The sequence below is a fragment of the Stutzerimonas kunmingensis genome, from assembly GCF_021432085.1.
Classification (GTDB): domain Bacteria; phylum Pseudomonadota; class Gammaproteobacteria; order Pseudomonadales; family Pseudomonadaceae; genus Stutzerimonas.
This window is the reverse complement of record NZ_CP090366.1, coordinates 226,362-245,167: the sequence shown is the minus strand read 5'-3', so window position 1 is coordinate 245,167 and position 18,806 is coordinate 226,362. Positions and strand designations below refer to the sequence as shown.

Annotated in this window: 11 protein-coding genes; 2 read left to right on the top strand and 9 right to left on the bottom strand. The window is 65.7% G+C overall.

The window, feature by feature from the left end; all coding sequences use genetic code 11:
- Window positions 1-81 precede the first annotated feature (81 nt).
- The 4 genes from pstB to LW136_RS01170 all read right to left on the bottom strand — a co-directional run bounded on the left by pstB (window position 82) and on the right by LW136_RS01170 (window position 6,116).
- Entirely contained in the window at window positions 82-909 is an 828-nt protein-coding gene (pstB, locus tag LW136_RS01185) for a phosphate ABC transporter ATP-binding protein PstB (protein ID WP_230357564.1), read from the bottom strand.
- 102 nt (window positions 910-1,011) lie between these two features.
- Entirely contained in the window at window positions 1,012-2,682 is a 1,671-nt protein-coding gene (gene pstA / locus LW136_RS01180) for a phosphate ABC transporter permease PstA (protein ID WP_256449921.1), read from the bottom strand.
- 27 nt (window positions 2,683-2,709) lie between these two features.
- A complete protein-coding gene (locus LW136_RS01175) occupies window positions 2,710-4,986 on the bottom strand; it encodes an ABC transporter permease subunit (RefSeq protein ID WP_042923539.1) in 2,277 nt (758 codons plus the stop codon).
- A 164-nt stretch (window positions 4,987-5,150) separates the two neighbouring features.
- Window positions 5,151-6,116 (bottom strand): PstS family phosphate ABC transporter substrate-binding protein, encoded by a 966-nt coding sequence (locus tag LW136_RS01170; protein WP_014818690.1) that lies wholly within the window; start codon window positions 6,114-6,116, stop codon window positions 5,151-5,153.
- Between the two features lie 223 nt (window positions 6,117-6,339).
- Here LW136_RS01170 and LW136_RS01165 point away from each other — a divergent pair, with 223 nt between their 5' ends.
- Entirely contained in the window at window positions 6,340-6,741 is a 402-nt protein-coding gene (locus tag LW136_RS01165) for an acyl-CoA thioesterase (RefSeq protein ID WP_003303235.1), read from the top strand.
- An 8-nt stretch (window positions 6,742-6,749) separates the two neighbouring features.
- Here LW136_RS01165 and LW136_RS01160 read toward each other — a convergent pair whose 3' ends face one another.
- The gene (locus LW136_RS01160) at window positions 6,750-7,964 is read right to left on the bottom strand and encodes a GGDEF domain-containing protein (protein ID WP_234174479.1); all 1,215 of its coding nucleotides are present in this window, start codon (window positions 7,962-7,964) and stop codon (window positions 6,750-6,752) included.
- 165 nt (window positions 7,965-8,129) lie between these two features.
- On the opposite strand from LW136_RS01160, the gene LW136_RS01155 reads away from it, so the two are divergent.
- Window positions 8,130-9,038, top strand: a complete 909-nt coding sequence (locus LW136_RS01155; protein ID WP_256449920.1) for an AEC family transporter — start codon at window positions 8,130-8,132, stop codon at window positions 9,036-9,038.
- Here LW136_RS01155 and LW136_RS01150 read toward each other — a convergent pair whose 3' ends face one another.
- The 4 genes from LW136_RS01150 to recC form a co-directional block, all read right to left on the bottom strand.
- Window positions 9,039-9,482 carry a hypothetical protein gene (locus LW136_RS01150; protein WP_234174478.1) on the bottom strand — a complete coding sequence of 148 codons (444 nt, stop codon included), beginning with the start codon at window positions 9,480-9,482 and terminating at the stop codon, window positions 9,039-9,041.
- Window positions 9,483-9,612: 130 nt separating this feature from the next.
- Window positions 9,613-11,463 carry an exodeoxyribonuclease V subunit alpha gene (gene recD / locus LW136_RS01145; protein WP_234174477.1) on the bottom strand — a complete coding sequence of 617 codons (1,851 nt, stop codon included), beginning with the start codon at window positions 11,461-11,463 and terminating at the stop codon, window positions 9,613-9,615.
- A 292-nt stretch (window positions 11,464-11,755) separates the two neighbouring features.
- Window positions 11,756-15,304 (bottom strand): exodeoxyribonuclease V subunit beta, encoded by a 3,549-nt coding sequence (gene recB / locus LW136_RS01140; protein ID WP_234174476.1) that lies wholly within the window; start codon window positions 15,302-15,304, stop codon window positions 11,756-11,758.
- The gene (gene recC / locus LW136_RS01135) at window positions 15,301-18,600 is read right to left on the bottom strand and encodes an exodeoxyribonuclease V subunit gamma (protein ID WP_234174475.1); all 3,300 of its coding nucleotides are present in this window, start codon (window positions 18,598-18,600) and stop codon (window positions 15,301-15,303) included. Before recC ends, recB begins: the two co-directional genes overlap by 4 nt.
- Window positions 18,601-18,806 lie beyond the last annotated feature (206 nt).

The window sequence follows — 18,806 nt, the reverse complement described above, 5'->3', positions numbered from 1 at the left end:
GCTAGGAGGCGGCGCGCAGACAGTACGAACCAGGTACGGCAAGCGCCGCCGACAACGCGCAGCGCGATTTGCCATAGCCGGCTAGCCGTAGCGGCCGGTGATGTAGTCTTCGGTCTGCTTCTTGGCCGGGTTGGTGAACAGCGTATCGGTGTCGCCGTACTCGATCAGTTTGCCCATGTACATGAACGCCGTGTAGTCGGACACCCGCGCGGCCTGCTGCATGTTGTGGGTGACGATGACGATGGTGTACTTGGCCTTCAGTTCGTAGATCAGCTCTTCGACCTTCAGCGAGGAGATCGGGTCGAGCGCGGAACTCGGCTCGTCGAGCAGCAGCACTTCCGGCTGCACGGCGATGGTGCGGGCGATGACCAGACGCTGCTGCTGACCGCCGGAGAGGCCGAGCGCCGATTCGTGCAGACGGTCCTTCACCTCATCCCAAAGCGCAGCGCCCTTGAGCGCCCATTCGACGGTCTCGTCGAGCACGCGCTTCTGCTTGATGCCCTGGATGCGCAGGCCGTAGACCACGTTCTCGTAGATGCTCTTGGGGAACGGGTTGGGCTTCTGGAACACCATGCCAACGCGGCGACGCAGGTCGGCCACGTCCTCGCCCTTGCGGTAGATGTTATGGCCGTCGAGGTTGATGGCGCCTTCGATGCGGCAGCCGTCGACCAGGTCGTTCATGCGGTTGAAGCAGCGCAGCAGGGTCGACTTGCCGCAGCCGGACGGGCCGATGAAGGCAGTCACGCGCTGCTTGGGGATGTTCATCGCGACGTTGAACAGCGCCTGCTTCTGCCCGTAATAGAGGCTCAGATCGGGCACTTCGATGGCGACCTGCTCGTTGGCCAGGCTCAGGCTGCGCTTGTCGCGGCCGAGGGCCGAGATATCAATGGAATGCGTGTTGGTTTGCATGTGCTCGCTCCGTTCGCAGCTGCCAGCTGCAAGCTACAGGCTGCAAGCCCAAGTCAGCGCCTCGTTTCTCCCGAGGCCGGTGGCTTGAGCTTGCCGCTTCAATTAATGATCCAGCGCCTTGTACTTCTCGCGCAGGTGGTTGCGGATGTAGATCGCTGTGAAGTTGAGCGCGGCGATCACCAGCACCAGCAGCAGCGCAGTCGCATACACCAGCGGTCGTGCCGCCTCGACGTTGGGGCTCTGGAAGCCGACGTCGTAGATGTGGAAGCCCAGGTGCATGATCTTCTGGTCCAGATGCAGGTAGGGATAGTTGCCATTGAGCGGCAGGTTCGGTGCCAGCTTGACCACACCGACCAGCATCAGCGGCGCCACTTCACCGGCGGCGCGGGCCACGGCAAGGATCAGGCCGGTCATCATTGCCGGGCTGGCCATTGGCAAAACCACCTTCCACAGCGTCTCCGACTTGGTCGCACCAAGGGCCAGCGAGCCTTCGCGGATCATCCGCGGGATGCGCGCCAGGCCTTCCTCGGTGGCAACGATCACCACCGGCAAGGTGAGGATTGCCAGAGTCAGCGAAGCCCACATCAGGCCCGGCGTGCCGAACACCGGTGCCGGTGCGGCTTCAGGGTAGAACAGCCGGTCCAGCGAGCCGCCCAGGACGTAGACGAAGAAGCCCAGGCCGAACACGCCGTAGACGATCGACGGCACCCCGGCCAGGTTGTTCACAGCGATGCGGATGATCCGGGTGAGCAGGCCCTGCTTGGCGTATTCACGCAGGTAGACCGCGGCGATCACGCCGAACGGGGTGACGATCACCGCCATGATCAGGGTCATCAGCACGGTACCGAAGATCGCCGGGAACACGCCGCCCTCGGTGTTCGCCTCGCGCGGCTCGTCGCTGACGAATTCCCACAGCTTGGCGAAGTAGAACATCAGCTTCTGCGGCGTCGACATGGCATTGGGCTGGAACGCCCGCACCACCTTGCCCAGGGTGATCTCCTGCTCGCGGCCGTCGGCCGTGCGCACGGTGATGCTGTCGCGGTTGAATTGCTGCTGCAGGGCGACCAGCTTTTCTTCCAGCACCCGGTACTCGGCATCCCACTGGGCGCGCTCGGCATCCAGATCGGCCTGCGCAGCCGCGTCCAGGCGATCATTCAGCTCCAGCTGACGGGTCTTCAGGCGCAGACGCTCGAGGCCGTGGTTGATGCGGCCGATCTCCACCTTTTCGATACGAGAGATCTGCGTGTGCAGTTCGTCGACGCGGTCGATGCGTGCCTGCAACTCGTTCCAGGCGCCTTCTCCCTCAGCGACCAGCTGGCCGGCTTCCTTCACGTTGAGCAGGTAGCCATAGAAATTGCCCCACTCACGACGCTCCAGCACCATCAGCTCGACAGGTGTGCGCTGGTTGCTCAGCCACTCACCGACCACCCAGGAGAAATCCGCGCCGTACACCTCACGGTTGCCGACCTTGAGCAACTCGCGAGTCATGAACTCGCCGCCTTCGACGTTCACCGGCAGGCCGCTGGCCGCCAGACGCGCGCGTGGCACCTCTTCAGCCTGGACCACCTCACCGGCCAGCACGCGCATCTCGGCGCCCGGCATGCTGTAGTCGGCGACGATCACATCGGCCGGCCAGAAGTGCGCCAGACCGCGCACGGCGATGATCGCCAGCAGCCCCAGGGTCATGATCACGGCGATGGACACCGCGCCGGCGTTCATCCAGATCCAGGGTGTGCCGCTCTTGACCCAGGTGTTCAACGAATCCTTTTTCACGGATCGATACCTTCTGCGAAATCTGGTTTACAGGCTGGCGTACTTGCCACGCAGACGCTGACGAATCAGCTCGGCGAGGGTGTTCATCACAAAGGTGAACATCAGCAGTACCAGCGCGGCGAGGAAGAGCACGCGGTAATGGGTGCCGCCGACCTCGGACTCGGGCATCTCCACGGCGACGTTGGCGGCCAGGGTGCGCATGCCTTCGAAGATGTTGGCTTCCATGATCGGCGTGTTGCCGGTGGCCATCAGCACGATCATGGTTTCGCCCACGGCGCGGCCCATGCCGATCATCAGCGCGGAGAAAATGCCCGGGCTGGCAGTCAGCAGCACCACGCGGGTGAGGGTCTGCCAGGGCGTGGCGCCCAAAGCCAGCGAGCCCAGCGTCAGGCTGCGCGGCACGCTGAACACGGCGTCTTCAGCGATCGAATAGATGGTCGGGATCACCGCGAAGCCCATCGCCAGGCCGATTACCAGGGCGTTGCGCTGGTCGAACGGGATACCCATGTCATTGGACAGCCACAGGCGCATGTCACCGCCAAAGAACCAATTCTCCAGATGGCCGCTGATTTCCAGCGAGCCGAAGCCGATCAGCAGGATCACCGGGATCAGCAGCACGGCCTCCCAGCCATCCGGCACCGCGAGACGCACGGCCTGAGGCAGGCGGCTCCAGGCCCAGGCGGCGAACAGAATCCCGACCGGCATCAGCAACAGCAGGCTGAAGATGCCCGGCAGGTGGTTCTCCAGAAATGGCGCGAGGAACAGGCCGGCGAAGAAGCCAAGGATCACCGTCGGCAACGCTTCCATCAGTTCGATGATCGGCTTGACCTTGCTGCGCAGCCTGGGCGCCATGAAGTAGGCGGTGTAGAACGCCGCACAGATCGCCAGCGGGGCCGCCAGCAGCATCGCGTAGAACGCCGCCTTGAGCGTGCCGAAGGCCAGCGGCGCGAGGCTCAGCTTGGGTTCGAAGTCGCCATTGGCCGAGGTCGACTGCCAGACGTAGTCAGGCTCCGGATAGCTCTCGTACCAGACCTTGCCCCACAGCGCGCTCCAGGAGATTTCCGGGTGCGGGTTGTCGATCACGAAGCGCTGCAGACCCTGCTCCGACTCCACCAGCAGGCGCGTGGCACGCGGCGACATGGCAGCCAAAGCGGCGCCTTCAGCGACCTGTTCCTTGAGCAAGGTGCGATGCGCGGTGCTGTGGAAAATGCCGATGCTGCCGGCGTCATCCAGCGCGAGGAAGCCCTTGCGGCGCTCCTCCGGCAGGATCTGGCGGATCGGGCTGCTGCCCAGCTTGAAGTTGCGTACGTTCTTCAACTCCGCCTGGCCGTCGGCGGAGCGCACCATGAACCACTGGCCGATGCCACCCTTGGAGTCGCCGATCATCAGCGATATGCCCGCCAGCAGCGGGCTGATCGTGGTGATCTCGCTGCCGTCGCCAACCAGCTTGTAGCGACCATTGAGCTGCTTGCGGCGCAGATCGAAGACATCCGCGCTGGCCTTGCCGCTGATTGCGTAGAGCCACATATGCCGCGGGTCGAGCAGCAGCTGGCGAATCGGCTCGGCCAGTTGCGGCAGGTTGAGGCGTTCCTGCTCCAGCGTCACCTCGCCAGTCATCAGGTTTTCGCTGCTGGCGATGCGCTGAGCGTGCAATGCCGTGCCGGTAGCGCCGGCAACGAGCAACGTCTTGCCGTTCAGGCTGATGGCGGCCTGATCGATCGGGCGACCCTCGGGGTCGAGCTGCAGCGGCTCCTCACCGAAGGGATAAGCGAGTTCGGGGGTGATGGTCTTCTTATTGTTTGGATAGGTGACCTTGTAGTTGTGCTCGAGCACCAGCGCCTGGCCGTTATCCAGGCCCAGCACCAGCCGGCGTGTGCTTGGCGTGTCCTGCCCCACCGAGACGACACGGCTGCCGGCTGGCAGCGGCAACGTCTTGCTCGACAGCAGTGCACCGTCGCTCAGCCCGAAGAAGCGCACCTGCCCGTCGGAACCCAGACGCATTGCGACCTGGTTCTGCTCCTCCACCGCCAGCAGCAGCGGCTCGCCGGCATCGGCCAACCAGGCCGGCTGCTGCGCCGCGCGGCTTTCCAGCTCGGCGCCCTGGAACATCGGCAGTACGACCTGCGCCAGGTAGAAGAAGATCAGGGTGATGGCGACCAGCACCGCCAGACCGCCGATGGACACGTACCAGCGTGCCAGGTGATCTTTCAGCGCGCGGATGCGGCGCTTGCGTTGCAGCGCCGGCGTGTTGAAGTCCAGCCGTTGCACATCGGAATTCGCGGTCATGTTTTCCATGTCGTTCATGCCAGGGCTCCTGGGCCAGAGCGGCCCTTCGGGGCGCCTAATCTAATGAAGCTGTGTGACAGAAAAATTACAGCCAGGTGACGCGACGAAGCCCGCCAGCGCGTTTCGCGTGGCGGGCATCTGCGCATGACCGGCGCGCTACGTCGCCGGCCGTCACGCGGGTCTTACAGACCCAGGTCCTGCATGGTCTTGTCGACCACCTTCTTCGGCAGCGGGATGTAGCCATCCTTGACCACGACTTCCTGGCCCTGCTTGGAGAGCACCAGCTTGAGGAACTCGGCGTCGATCGGGCTTAGCGGCTTGTTCGGCGCCTTGTTGACGTAGACGTAGAAGAAGCGCGCCAGCGGGAACTTGCCAGCCAGAGCGTTCTCTTCGTTGGCCTCGAAAGCCTCGCCACCCTTGGACAGCGGCACGGCACGGACGCTGGAGGTCTTGTAGCCGATGCCCGAGTAGCCGATGGCGTTCAGGGTGCTGGAGATCGACTGCACTACGGAAGCCGAGCCCGGCTGCTCGTTGACGTTCGACTTGAAGTCACCCTTACACAGGGCTTCTTCCTTGAAGTAGCCGTAGGTTCCGGATACCGAGTTGCGACCGAACAGCTGGATCGGCTTGGCCGCCCACTCGCCGGTCATACCCAGATCGCCCCAGGTCTTGATGTCCTTCTCGCCACCGCACAGGCGGGTGCTGGAGAAGATCGCGTCGACCTGCTCGATGTCCAGCGACTTGATCGGGTTGTCCTTGTGCACGAACACCGCCAGGGCGTCGATGGCCACCGGAACGGCAGTTGGCTTGTAGCCATACTTCTCTTCGAAGGCCTGAATCTCGTTGTCCTTCATCGGGCGGCTCATCGGGCCCATGTTGGAGGTGCCTTCGGTCAGAGCGGGCGGCGCAGTGGAGGAGCCGGCAGCCTGGATCTGGATGTTGACGTTCGGATAGCTGCGCTTGAACTCTTCGGCCCAAAGGGTCATCAGGTTGGCCAGGGAGTCGGAACCAACGCTGGACAGGTTGCCGGAAACACCGGAGGTCTTCTGGTAGCTCGGCAGGGCCGGGTCTACAGCAGCGACCGCGCTCGCGGCGCCAACGCCAGCGGCTACAAAGGTCAGGGCCGCCATCAAACGATTCAGTTTCATACCTTGCTCCTAGCAGGTGTGTGCTCGAGTGTGTTGGAACGGGGGCCAGTATCTGCAGGCCGTGTGAACACTCTATGAAGCAAGTGTGACAATCTGATTACCAAGAGCACCGTTGACCTGGTTCGGTCGCTGTAGCGCAACACAGCCGCTATACTCGGCGCCGTCGCCCGTGCCAGAGCGGGCATTTCGCGCCAGAACAACAACGCGCCGCGAGTCCGACCGAATGAAAGAATACGAACAGGAAGATCCGATCCCGCAGGGCGACCTGGCCCTGCAGCTCACCGCATTGCCGCGGGAAACCAATGGTTTTGGCGATATCTATGGCGGTTGGCTGGTGTCGCAGATGGATCTGGCCGGCACCGCGATGGCAAGCCGCGTGGCCGCCGGCCGTGTCGCCACGGTCTCCATCGATCGCATGGCGTTCATGGTTCCGGTAGCGGTTGGCGCGCAGCTGTCCTTCTATACCCAGACGCTGGAGGTCGGGCGCAGCTCGATCCGCATGCTGGTGGAAGTCTGGAGCGACGATCCGCTGTCCAGCGAGTGGCGCAAGGTTACCGAGGCGGTATTCGTATTCGTCGCCATCGACGGCAGCGGCCGCACCCGCTCGGTGCCACCGCGCCGCTAAGCCATCCGCTAGTGAAGCTGTGGCTCGGGTCGCAGTAGCCCGGCCGCGACGGCAAAGCGATTCTTGCCACCACTCTTGGCCTGATACAGCGCGGTATCGGCGCAGTGATAGAGCTGCTCGGCCTGCTGGCCGTCCTGCAACGTGGCGATCCCGATACTGACCCCCACCCGCGCCGCCGGATCATGCGGATGTCTGATATCCAGCGCGGCCAGCGCGTTGATCACCTGACGGGCAATGCGCTGTGCAGCGGCGTTGTCGCAGTTGTACAGCAGCAGTGCGAACTCCTCACCGCCAACCCGTGCCGCCTCGTCTAGCGGGCGCCGCGCGAAGCCGGCGAGCAACTCGCCGAAGGTGCGGATCAGTGCATCGCCGGCCGGATGGCCGAATGTGTCGTTATAGGCCTTGAAATCATCCAGATCGAGCAGCAGAAGGCTCAGCGGGCGCCGGTCTCGGCGGGCCTGGGCGATCCGCTGGGGCAGCGCGCGATCATGACTGCGCCGGTTGGCCAGACCGCTGAGCGCGTCGTGCTCGGCGACCCAGCCCAGCAGTTGGCGGGTGAGGAACTGGTCGCGCTGCGAGTACTCATGAACATAGCGACTGATCGCGCCGATGATCAGCAACAGCAGGTAGTAGCTGACGGCAATCCAGTGTTCCGGCATCTGCTCGGCCGACAGGATCAGGCTGGCCATGCACACGTCGGCCAGCACGATCAGCACCGCGCACAGCAGCGCCCACCAGAAGGTCACGCCGAGAAAGAAGAACGACGCGACGATCAGCAGCCCGGCGCCGTAACGGAAATTCAGCTCCGCATCGAGCGTTTCGAAGCGGATATCGATCAGCGCGGCCAGCATGCCGACCATCACCAGCAGCACCGGAAATATGCGGTTGGCCTGCGCACGAAACCTGCGGCTGTAGAAGGTCAGCCCCAGCACGACGACGCCCGGCAGAATCTGCAGGAGGCGCAACAGCGTCAGCGTTGTCAGCCAGCCGGTATCGGCAAGATCGAACAACCGGTGTTCGCAATACAGATAACCGCTGACCGCGAAGATCAACAGCAGGGCGGCGAGGCGTTGCGATAGCCGCGCATGACGATCCAGATAGCGCCGAAACTCCCTCTCCAGCTCCGGCGCGAAGCGCAGCAGACGGAACCCGCCATGCAACTGCCGGCCATAAGGCGTATCGCGGAAATCCTCGGTAGAGGCCTGGGGGGGTATGTGGCGCATCGGAAGCTCGCAGGTTCGACTCGCGATGATATCACCAAGCCACTACGCAACAGACAACCGTCCGACCGACGTAGCAACGCTGCCGCCACGCCAGCTCGAAGATGAAGGTTGCACTGAACGTTGGCAGCATCGAAGATCGCGCTACATGCACTGTTGGATGTATCCGTGACCGCCCTGCTACTCGCCCTCTGGCCCCTGTTCGCCCTGATCGTCGCCGGCTATTTCCTGCGCCTGCGCGCCTTTCCCAGCGCCGAATTCTGGCCCGGCGCCGAGCGCATCAACTACTTCATCCTCTTCCCCTCTCTGCTGTTCAGCAGCCTGGCCACCGCGCCGCTGGATAACCCAGCACTGCCGCGCCTGGCCGGTGCCGTGATGCTCGGCCTGGGCCTAGCCTGGATCGGGCTGCTGATCGCCAAGCGGTTGCGCGGCTGGTCTGCCGGCCGCTTCGGCGCCGTCACGCAGGGCGTGCTGCGTTTCAACACCTACCTCGGCCTGGCCGCGGTGGGCAGCCTGTTCGGCAAGGAAGGTCTGGCGTTGGCTGCGCTGATGCTGGCGCTGATGGTGCCGACGGTGAACGTGATGTCGGTGTGGGCGCTGACCGCCGAGCGCGGCGTCAGCGTGCGCGGTCTGCTGCTGCCCATCGCAAAGAACCCGCTGATTCTCGCCTGTGTCGCCGGCGCGCTGGTCAATCTGTCGGGCCTGGGTCTGCCCGGCGGCACCGACCGCCTGCTGAGTCTGCTCGCCGCCGCCAGCCTGCCGTTGGGCCTGCTCTGTGTCGGCGCGGCGCTCAAACCCCAGGAGCTGGGCGGGGAAATCCCGGCGCTGGGCTGGAACAGCGCGGTGCGCCTGCTGGCCGTTCCGCTGCTCGCCTACGGAGTGGCGATGGTGCTCGGCCTGCCCGATATGGAAACCACCATCCTGGTGCTGTTCTTCGCCCTGCCCACCGCCCCCACTGCCTACGTGCTCACCCGCCAGCTCGGCGGCGACAGCCATCTGATGGCGGGCATCATCACCTTGCAGACCCTGCTCGCGGCGGCCAGCCTGCCGCTGGTACTTACGCTGCTCAACGGCTGATCAGCGCGCGACCTGCCCGCGTAGCAGACGCAGCAGCATCAGCGCCATGCCGACACCCAGCGCGCCGAGCACCGGCAGCGGGCCGAGATAACCGAGGGCGTCCTGCAGCCAACCGAGCAGCAGGTGCAGCCATTCGGTGTGCAACGAGGCTTCGACTGCAACGTAACCGCCCTGCTCCCAGATCTGGTAGGCGGCGTACAGCGGGATCAGCGTCAGCGGCAGCAGGATCAGGCACAGCCAGTAGCCGCTGCGCCGGTACGCACCCAGCAGCCCCCATGGCAGGTAGGCGGCGCGAATCAGCTGGAAGAAGCAGACGATGTAATAGACCACCAGCAGCAGGGCGAAACCGCTGGCCACGGACGGCGCGAGCCAGAGTTCACGCAGCGCCGCGGTGCTGATGAACAGGCTGAGTGCGCCCCATAGCAGAAGAAAGAAGGTTCTCATCGCAAGTCCCGGTGTCGGCTTTTGGCGAAAGCGCATCGGAACAGAATTCCGAGCGCCATACGCACAACCGCTTCACGAAACAGGCGGCGATGAGCAGCGATCATGCCGGCTTCGAGCAGGCGCGCACGGTTTAGAAAAGGCTGAGCTGATCGCTTTTTGGCTCATCTGGCTTGGCCGCCCGCACTTCCTCTGTGGCTCTGGTCTGAGCGCTGGGGAGGGCCAACCGTTCGGCCAATCCTGCGGCGCGCTCGGCGCGTGTATTGACCGCTTCGGCCAGCCGCGCCGGCAGCGCCCAGATCTCCACCTTGCGCTTGGCGCGGGTGATGCCCGTGTAGAACAGCGAGCGCGTCAGCAGCGGGCTGGGCTGTTCCGGCAACGCCAGCAGCACCTCGGTGAACTCTGAGCCCTGGCTTTTGTGCACGGTCATGGCGAAGGCGCTGTCATGACTCGGCAACCGTGCCGGGGCAAAGCCGCGATAGCCCTCGTCGCCCTCGAAGAACACCCGCAGGCCCTGCTCGGTTTTCAGACACAAGCCGATATCGCCGTTGAACAGGCCCAGGGCGTAGTCGTTCTGCCGGACCATCACCGCGCGGCCAGGGTACCAGCGTTCGCGGGCGGGCACGCCGAGGCGACGCTTGAAGCGCGCTTCCAGCGCCTCGTTGATGCCAGTGACGCCAAAGGCGCCTTCGCGCTGGGCAGTCAGCGCGCGGAAACCGTTGAAGGCCTCGAACGCGGCGGATGGATCGGTCTGGCGTGCGGCCTGCAGATAGGTCGAATAGCCCTGCTCCAGTCGCTCGATCAATGCGGCGGACGTTGGCGTGGCATTCCAGGCAAGATCGGCGCGCCCTTCCTGCAGCAGCGCCACCGTGCCCTTGGCATCGCCGCCATTGATTCGCCGCGCCAGCTCGCCGATACCGCTGTCGCCGGCGAAGCGGTGGCTGTGGGTGAGCAGCACAACCGCATCGCCGAGGCGCGAGCGCGGCGTCTCAACCGGTACGTTCTGCCCGGTAATGCGTTGCAGATCGGTCGCGGCCTGACTATCGAAACCGCGCCCTTCACAGAGTTCGGCGAACACCGCGCCGGCCTCCACGGCGGCCAGCTGGTCCTTGTCGCCGAGCAGAATCAGCCTCGCCTTGGGCGGCAGCGCGGCGACCAGCTTGGCCATCAGCGCTAGATCGACCATCGACGCTTCGTCCACCACCAGCACGTCCAGCGCCAGCGGGTTGGCCGCGTCATGGCGCACCTTCGGGCTGTCACCGCGGCTGCCGAGCAGGCGATGCAGGGTGCGCGCCTCGTCCGGCAGCGCTTCTTTAACCGCATCGCTAACCGGCAGATCGGCCTTGGCGTTGCGGATTGCCTCGGCCATGCGCGCCGCCGCCTTGCCGGTAGGTGCCGCGAGGCCGATGGCCAGGCGTTCGCCACCGGGCTGCTCCAACAGTGCGGCCAGCAGGCGCACAACCGTGGTGGTCTTGCCGGTGCCGGGGCCGCCGGAGATCACCGCCAGGCGCCGACGCACCGCCTGGGCCGCGGCTAACCGCTGCCAGTCGGGGCTCTGTTGGTTGAAGGCGAACAAGCGCGCCAGGCTGTCGCCCAGCCTGGCTTTGTCGACATCGGGTGCGTCCACCGCCCGAGTCAGCAGCTGTTGCGCCAGCTGCTGTTCATAGGCTTGGTAACGGGCAAGGTAGAGGCGGTCACCGACAAGGGTCAGCGGCGCGTAATCGTCCGGTCCGCCGATCAGGGGCGAGGCCTCAAGTTGCGCACGCCATTGCGCCAGCGACGGCAGGCTGACGTCGACCTCAGGCCAGGGCCGTTTGCTGGCGAATCGTTGGAGCGGCAGGCAGACATCGCCCGAGGAAAGGGCTTCGCAACACAGCGCAGCGGCGAGCAGCACCGGCTCAGGAGTATCGGGCTCAAGGCGTTGCAGGCTGGCGACGAAGGCGCGCTCCAGGGGGCCGAGGGGTAACTCTGAACGAAGCGTCATCGGGTAGGCCTTGATACAGAAGGTGCCAGACCCAGACGGCGGTCCCAACGGTGGGCTGAAGCCCACCCTACGGAGATATCCGAGCGCACCGCTCGTAGGGTGGGCTTCAGCCCACCGATATGCCCGGCAGGATAAGCGTATTGGACTGACGCAAACTGCAATCCGACGGTTTCTACAAACCCCACGCGCATCACCGCCCCTCCTTGAACAGCGCATCGGACAGATCGTAGGGCGGGTGCAACCCGCCAAGTGTGCGGGAAGGCAACATCAGGTATTGGCATAGCAGCAAACATCACTTGCCCTCCTCGAACAAACGATCCAGTGCGTCGAGCAGCGCATCATCCGGTCGCGCGAAATAGACGCCGGCTTCGGGCATGCCGCGCAGGAACAGGTAGAAGGCGCCGCCGAGCTGCTCGTCTTGAAAATCCGCCAGCCGCTGACGCAGGAAGCGGCGCAGCGCCACCAGATAGATCAGGTATTGCAAGTAGTAATGCTCGCCTGCCAGCGCCTGCAGCAGCCGTTCGCCGCCGTAGTAACTGGCGTCCGGGCCGAGCCAGTTGGATTTGTAATCGGCGATGTACCAGCGGCCGCCGTGCTCGAAGGTCAGGTCGATAAAGCCCTTGAGAAAACCCTTGAGGCTGTCGAACTCCAGCCGCACCGCCGCTTCGCGCAAGGGTTCGGCAAGGCCGTTGGCCGGATCGACCAACAGGCTGCGCAGCCGCGTCACGTCGAGGTCCCGTACCGGGAAGGTGAAGCCGAGTTCGGGCAGGCGTCTGGCCGATTGCAGCGCGGCGAGGGTCAGGCCGGCGCCATCCATATCGGTTTCCAGCACCTTCTGCAGATGGCTGATGGCGATCTCCTTCCACTCCAGCGGCAGACCGTAGGCCTGCAAAGCGGGTTCGACCAGCGACTCCAGCTCGCCTTTGCCGCGCGCCCAATCTTCGAGGATCGCGTGCAGGCAGGTACCGGCCCGCGCACCGCGGGGGAAAGCAAAGAAGCCGCTGCCCGGCTCGCCGGCATCGGGGATGGCCAGGGCGTCGCGGTCGGGCGCTTCCATGTGCATGCCGGCGGCGAGGCCTGAGAAGCTGCCGATGCGCCAGGCGCTGTAGAGGTTGCGGTTGAGCTGCGCCAGCTGCTCGGGCGGCGCTGCGCGGCCGCTGCCCTGTGTGCTGGCCTCACGCGACTCGAGCGGCAGGCAGGCCATGCGCCCGTCGCTCGTGGCGACCAGGCGCTCGATGGCCAGGCGCAGGCTTCCGCCATTGAGGTCCGCCAGATGATTGCCCAGCTCGCTCAAGGGGTGCTCGCCAGGGAGATCCCGGCCGTGTAGCAGCCAGGCCAGGGCGCTGCTGTGCAGACCTTCGTCCGCTAGGCTGCCATCCTTTTTTGGTTTGCAGAGATTCACAGGCCCCCAGTGCAACCAGAGCCGGTCGCGCGCGCGAGTCAGGGCGACATAGGCCAGGCGCAGCTGCTCGGCGAAGACCTCCTGGCGGGCGCGTTCGAGGTTGTCTTCCAGCGCGTCGCTGCCGAGATCCAGCAGCGGCTGGCCATTAGCATCGTGGCAACGGGCGCTATCGCGGTTCTTGCCGAGCAGCTTGCCGTCCCAGAGGAAGGGGCAGAACACCAGCGGGTATTCCAGGCCCTTGCTGGTGTGGATGGTGACGATCTGCACCCGCTCGGCATCGCTTTCCAGGCGCAGCAGGGCTTCTTCGCCGGCGCCTTCGCTGCCGCGCTGCAGGTTGAACCAGGCGAGCAGCGGCTCAAGACCCGGGCGCAGCAGGCTTTCGGCTTGCAACAGTTCACCCAGATGCAAGAGGTTGGTCAGCCGACGTTCGCCATCGACACGCGCCAGCAGCCGTTCGGCCACCGCCTGCTCGTCGAGCCAGGCCCGGAATACGCGCATGAACCCCTGCTGCTGCCAGAGCTGGTGATAGCGCTCGGCGGCTTCGCGCTCGGCGTCCCACTGCTGCTGATCGTCCTGGCAACGAGCGAGATCGGCAGCGCTGCGGCCCAGTAGGCGCGTGGCCAGTGCATAGCGCAGCAGCCCTTCGCGGCCGGGCTCGGCGTAGGCGGCCAGCACCGCGGCCAGCTCAGCCGCTTCCTCACTGCGCCAGACGCTGTCACGCCCGCGGCGCACGCTGGGCACACCGCGCGCCGCCAGCTCATCGGCGATCATCCCGGCCTGGCGGTGGTTGGCCACCAGCACGGCGATATCGCCACCCTTCAGCGGTTTGAACTCACCACCCTCTTCGAAACCGGCACGACCCTCGGCGGCGCCCGCCAGTTGCAGGGCGATACGCCGGGCAGTGTCGCTCGCCGCCAGTTGCGCGGCCTCGCCCTTGCCCAGCGGATCGTCACCCAGCCAGACCAGCGACAGCGGCGCCGCCTCGCCCTCCTCCACCAGCCGCAAGCTCGCACGCGGCTTGTCGGCCGCGCCTACCGCTGGATAGCGCAGATCTGGTTGGGCGAACGGCTGCGGATGATCGAACAGCTGGTTCAAGGCGGTGATCAGCTCGGGCGTCGAGCGGTAATTGGTCGGCAGGTTGAAGGGCACGCGATCGGCCTGCTGCTTGGCCGTCATATAGGTTGCAAGGTCCGCCCCGCGGAAGGCATAAATCGCCTGTTTGGGATCGCCGACGAAACACAACGACGCCTCGCCGGCCTTGGCATAGATGCGGTTGAAGATGGCGTACTGGATCGGGTCGGTGTCCTGGAATTCGTCGATCAGCGCCAGCGGATAGGTGGCGCGCAGCGAGGCCGCCAGGTCTTCGCCAACCGGACCTTTCAGCGCCAGATCCAGGCGATTGAGCAGATCATCGAAGGCCAACAGCCGCTGCGCCGCCTTGCGCTCGGGCAGCTCGCGGTTGAGCCGTTCCAGCAGCGCGACCTGCAGGGCGATCAGCCGTTGCTTGCCCGCTGGCAATGCCTCGGCCACCTGATCGGCCAGCTCGTCCAGCGCATGGGCCAACTCGCACACCGGCGCGTCGAAGCCCTTCTTGCAGGCCTTGCTCAAGGCGCGCACGCCGAACTTGGCCGCGCCATCGGGTAGATCGAACATCACGGCCGGGTCGGCAAAATAGGCGTCGAGCTCGCTCCGCCAGGGCTCGAACTTGATGCCTTTGTGAGTACTTTGGCTGAGCCCACCGTGCGCCCGGAGCTCGGCGATCCAGGCGGTACCCGCTTCCCTCCACAGATCGGCGGCGCGTTGCCAGGCGGCCTCGACCGGGCGCAGGTCGGCGGCGACCGGTGCACCCTGCGGTTCCACCCGCAAGTACGGCTTGCCCAGATGACTGCGCAGCCGCTGGCGCAGCCACACCGGTGTGATGCGGCTCTTGGCCAGGAAGCGCGCCCAGGCCGGATCGGCATCGGCCAGCTCGCTACGCCAGGCATCGGCGAGCAGCGCATCGATGATCTCGCGGTCATCGGCGGTCAGCTCGCTGTCGAAATCGCCCCCGGCCTCGAAGGCGGCGTCCTGCAAGGCGCGCTGGCAAAAGCCGTGAATGGTGAAGATCGCCGCCTCGTCGAAGCCGTGCACCGCCAGCAACAGACGGCGCCGCGAGGCTTCGTCCGGGTAGCGGGCGTGCAGGCGGTTGAGAAAGTCGTCGCTGCTCGGCGTGCCTTCATAGACCGCCAGCAGGTCGGCCAGCCGTGCGCGAATGCGCTCACGCAGTTCAGCAGTGGCGGCGGTGGTGTAGGTGACCACCAGAATCTGCCCCACCGACAGCTGCCGCTCCAGCAGCAGGCGGGCGTAGAGCGCGGTGAGCGTCCAGGTCTTGCCGGTGCCGGCGCTGGCCTCGATCAGCGAGCGGCCGTTGAAGGGCGAGTCGAGCAGGTCGAGTTTCATGCTTCCTCCTCGTCTTGCGCCAAGGCATCCAGCGCAGGGCCGATCAATTCCTGAGCCAGCGTTTCAAAGCGCTCGTCCAGCGGATCGCGGTCGCGGAAGGCCAAGGCGTTCCAGGGGTCTTCGGCTTCGGCGGCGATTGGGCTGAACTCGGCACCCAGCCAGGCTTCGCGGGCTCGCTTGCGAGCGCAGTCGAGCGGCTCGCTGCCTCGGGCTGGCTTGCGATAGCCCTTGGCGAAGGCATGGCTGCTACGCGGCAGCAACGGCAGCGGCTCACGAATCGCACAGCGATAGGCGGCGAGCCAGGGTTCGAGCAGCTCGGCCGCGTTCGGCAGCGGCCCCAGCTGCCAGTCACCGGCGGGCGATAGCATCAGGCTGTGGCGCTCGATACCGGGCGTGGCGGACAGGTTAAGCAGTAGATGTCGCAGCCAGAACGGTGGCAGGTCCCACTCACCGAGACGGCCAAGCTTCCAGCCGAACAGTCCGGCCGGGGTCACGCCATCGAGCCAGCCATGGATACGCACGCCGGCCAGGGTGATGTCCACCGGCAGCGGCTCGGGCACCGCTTCCGGGCGCAGTTCGAACAGGCGCGGCGCAAAGGCACGCACCGGCCCGCGCAGCTTGCCCCACAGCGCCTGGCCCAACTCGCCCGTCGGCAGCCAGCCGGCCGCACAAGCCATGCGCCGTTCGTCTTCATCGCTCCAGTCGTGTTCCATGGCCTGCAGCGACAGGCGCCGCAGGCCGTTCCAGGCCGGCATCTCCAGATCGAACGGCTCATCACTGGCGAGCGATTCCTGATCGTCAGCCAGGCGCAAACCGAGGCGTTGTTCGAGCAGAAAGCGCGCCGGATGGCGGAAGCACTGCAACAGCTGCGACGGCTCGATGGTCAGCCAGGCCTCGTCGGGCTCTGCGAGCAGGCTGGCGAACGGCTGCGGCTGGGTCTGCGGTGGCTCGGCAAGACGCCCGGCGGCACGAAACCAGGGCGAGGAGAAACCCGCGCAGAGCCCGTCGCCAAAATTGCGCGGCGAGAACGGCTGCAGCGGGTGGGCGACGAGAATTTTCTGGCTGGCGGTCTTGGGTGCGGACTCGCCGGTATGCTCGGAAGCCTGTGCAACGGGCAGCACGGCGGTCATGTCCACTGCCTCCAGCACTTCGCTGAGCAGCACCGACGGCGGCAGCACGGCGTTGTCGCGCGGGTCGCGGCCGACATAGGACAGGTACAACGCCTCGCGCGCCGAGAGGAGGGTTTCAAGCAGCAGGTAGCGATCGTCGAGGCGTCGCGCACGGTCGCCGCGGCGCGGATGCCGGCCGATCAAATCGAAGCCCGACGGCGGTGTGCGCCGCGGGAAGGCGCCATCGTCCAGCCCCAGCAGGCAGACCACGCGGAACGGCAGGCTGCGCATCGGCACCATGGTGCAGAAGGTCACCGCACCGGTGAGAAAGCCCGAGGCGCCACCGCCCTGCTGTAAGGCGGCGCTGAGCTGCTGGTGCACCAGTTCCAGTTCGATGGGTCGCGTCAGGTCTGCAGCCTGGGCCTGATCGCGCAACGCCGCGCAAGCCTGGGACAACAAGAGCAGCGTGTCGCCGGCTTCGCGCTCATCGAACAGGGTGTCGATCAGGATTTGCAGGTCATCGGCCCACTCGGCCAACGGACGCGGCCGAGCCAGTTGATCGGCCAGTGTGCCGAGACGTTCGACAAATTCCACCAGCCGTCCCAGCAGTTGCCCGCGTGCACCTTCAAGCGCATCCAGCGGCCAGTGTTCGCCGAGCAGTGGCGCGTGGTCGCCAGCCAGTTGCGGCGGCGCGGCAAAGCCTAGCAGCAACCGGTCCAGCCCCTGGCGCCAGGTAAAAGCCGATTCGTCCGGCAGGCCGAGACGGGCCCGCTGGCTACCGTCGCGGCCCCAACGCACGCCGGCTTCGCGCAACCAATCACGCAGCAGCGTCAGGTCTTCGCTTTCGATGCCGGCGCGGCGGGCAATGGCCGGTTGCTCCAGCCAGGCGAGGATTTCCTCGGCGGCAAAACGGCTCTGCGCCAGCATCAGCAATTCGAGGAAGGCCTCGATCAGCGGCATTTCAGCGCGGAGGCTGCGGTCGGCCAGGCTGTAGGGGATTCGCGGGCTGCCCTCGCGCGGGGCGAACACGGCTTCGATAAAGGGTGCGTAGCGCTCGATGTCGGGGGTCAGCACCACCACCTGATCAGGCGTCAGCGCCGGGTTGGTGGCGAAACGCGCCAATAGCTGGTCATGCAGGATTTCCACCTCGCGCAGCGGCGAGTGGGCGATATGCACTTCCATCGAACGGTCATCCTCGGCCAGCGTGATGCGCTCATCCGGCAGGCGGGTGCGCAGGCGCAGGATGTCGTTCTGCAAGGCGTGCAGCAGGCTGTCATCGCGCAGGTCTTCGTCTTCGGAATAGAGGCCGAACTCCTGGCTGCCCTCGCTGGCGGTCAGGCTGAACAGGGAATCGAAGAAGTCCCGGCCCTGCTTGCCGAGACTGGCCAGCAGCGGATGGCCGACATCGAGATACCAATCATCAGCGCCGCTCTCGGGCTGGCGCGCCAGCTCGCGGATATCGCGAATCTCGCCCCAGGCTTCGCGGCTCGGGTTGAGCGCGCAGACCACCACGTCGATATGTCGCGCCAGCCCATCGAGCACGCGCAGGTGGTGCGGCGGCAGGCTGCTGATGCCGAACACCAGCAGGCGCTCGGGCAAGCCGGGCAAGGGCTCGTCGCTGTAGAGCCGCTGCAGCAGATCGTCGAGCAGCCGCGCGCGGTGCGGATGGCCGTCCTTGGTCAGCTCGCGCCAGAGCAGCGCCTGCCAGGCTTCGTCCGGACCGAGATCGAAGGTTTCGCCACGCTCCCAGGCGGCCAGCCAGTCGTCGCGATAGAGCAGGTATTGGTCGAACACGTCAGCGATCTTCGCCGCCAGCGACAGCCGCCGGCGCTCATCGCCGCCGTCGAGATACTGCGCCAGACGCGGCGCCAGCTCGAGATTGGCCGGCTCGCAGAGCCAGCCGTAGAGGCGCCAGGTCAGGGTCGTCGGAGAGAACGCCGATTGTTCGGGCAGGCTGCCAAGCACCGTGCGGCTCAGGTCCCAGACGAACTTGGCCGGCAGCTGAATCTCCAGCTGCATGGCGATGCCCTGCTTGCGCGCCAGCTCAAGCGTCAGCCAGCGGCCCATGCCCTGGCTCGGTACCACCACCAGCGCCGGGGCGAAAGGATCGGCGAGCGGCTGGGCGAGCAGGCGCGTGGCCAGTTCGCCGAGGGTTTCCAGATCGGGGGCGTGGTAGAGGCTGAGCATGAGTGCACCGCGTGAACAGAAGTCGCTAGGTTACAGGCCGCTCTGCAGCGGAGCGAGCCGTGCACTTGAGTCTGTATCCCGGTTGCGACAACTCGTGTCGCGGCGAATCTCCTCCTTTCGCCTTGTCCTTTTGCTCCTCTCGACCAATATCAATTCCGCTGCTGCTGCCTAGCATGGGGATACGGGGCGGCCGCTTAGTCGCCCGC